This is a genomic window from Mesorhizobium sp. M7A.F.Ca.US.005.03.2.1 (assembly GCF_003997795.1).
Taxonomy (GTDB): Bacteria; Pseudomonadota; Alphaproteobacteria; order Rhizobiales; family Rhizobiaceae; genus Mesorhizobium; species Mesorhizobium ciceri.
Genome location: NZ_RZRP01001165.1, coordinates 1 through 1496, shown reverse-complemented (window position 1 = coordinate 1496; position 1496 = coordinate 1). Strand labels below are relative to the sequence as shown.

The 1496-nt window shown below is 61.2% G+C and carries 3 protein-coding genes; all 3 read left to right on the top strand.

Annotated elements, in window-relative coordinates; genetic code table 11:
• Positions 1-789: divalent metal cation transporter (locus EN991_RS35820; RefSeq protein WP_164769643.1), on the top strand; the 789-nt coding region annotated here is incomplete at its 5' end.
• Positions 789-1148: a hypothetical protein gene (locus EN991_RS35815; protein WP_063171484.1), complete on the top strand. Its 360-nt coding sequence runs from the start codon at positions 789-791 to the stop codon at positions 1146-1148. The genes EN991_RS35820 and EN991_RS35815, both read left to right, overlap by 1 nt.
• A gap of 2 nt (positions 1149-1150) precedes the next feature.
• Entirely contained in the window at positions 1151-1483 is a 333-nt protein-coding gene (locus EN991_RS35810; protein ID WP_013533179.1) for a hypothetical protein, read from the top strand.
• Positions 1484-1496: the final 13 nt, after the last annotated feature.

Here is a 1496-nt window from a genome sequence, read left to right as displayed (position 1 = left end):
GGTCTGGTGACGCTGTGTTTCGTCGTCGGAGCGGTGATGCTGAGACCTGATTGGACGGCAGTCGCAAGGGGCGCCGTGCCTTCGCTGCCGGTCCACGATGCCGCCAATTACTGGTTCATGGCGGTCAGCATTCTGGGCGCCTCGATATCGCCCTACCTGTTCATGTTCTATTCCTCGGGGGCCATCGAGGACCGGTGGGACAAAAGCTATCTCGGCGCCAATCGGGCCATAGCGGGGTTGGGCATGACCTTCGGGGGCACCATCTCGATCGGCGTGTTGATCGTGGCCGCTCTCGTGCTCGCCACGCATGGCGTCACCCAGGTGGACGACTATCACCAACTGCCGTTGATGCTGATCCCCATATTCGGCTTCTGGGGCTTCGTGCTGTTTGTTGCTTCTCTCGCCATCGCCTGCTTCGGCGCCGCACTCGAGGTCGGGTTGCAACAGGCCTATCTTGTGGCCCAAGGGTTCGGCTGGAATTGGGGCGAGGATCGCAAGCCGCGCGACGATCCGGGTTTCAGCGCCACCTACACGATATCATTGCTGTTGGCGGCTATTCCCATCGCGCTTGGTCTTGACCCGCTGAGGCTCACCATCTTTTCCATGGCGCTGACGGCTGCCAGCCTTCCGCTGACCGTCGTTCCGTTCCTGTTTCTGCTGAACGACAAACGTTATGTCGGCGAGCATCGCAACGGCATTTTGTCAAATGCCGCCGTCATCTTCATCATCGCGCTTGGCTTCGTACTGGCGGTGGTGACCATCCCGCTGCAGATATTCGGAGGCACATGATGAAGTTGCTGCGTGATCTCCTGGACAAGCAGGTGGTCGACCGCGAGCAGGTCAAGGTCGGTAAGGTCGACGGTTTGGTGGCGCAGTTGCGGCCTGGCAAGCCGCCTCGGATCATTGCCATCGAGCTCGGCTCCATCACCCTGGCGCGTCGCCTCGGCGCACGGCCCGGGCGCTGGATGGCGCGGCTCGCGGTCAAGCTGGGTGGCAAGCAGCATGGCGAACCTCATCGGATCGCCTGGCGCAAGGTGAAAGATATCGGCATCGATATCGAGTTCGACATCGATGTGCGAGAAACGTCGATCTTCGCCTGGCAGGACTGGTTGCGCGACCATATCATCGGGCGCATTCCGGGAGCTTGATGATGATCACGGTCAATCTCGAGCATCTGGCGGGGCGGCGCGTACTCTCGCAGCGCGGCAAGAATGTCGGTTATATCGAGGAGATCCGCGCCGAACGGGATGGTGACGATTTCGTCGTCACCGAATTCCACGTCGGGGTCTACGCTGCTTTCGAGCGTCTTTCGGCTTCGGCCATAGGCGTGGCGGTGCTGGATCTTTTCCGATTGCGCCGCCGCGACGGTCTATACCGCATTCCTTGGGACAAGCTCGACATCTCCGATCCCGCGCGACCGCGGCTGCTGTGCCCAATGACCGAACTCTCAGGCATGAAGGACGCGCCGGACCTCCAGGAATAGGTCGTGGGTGCTG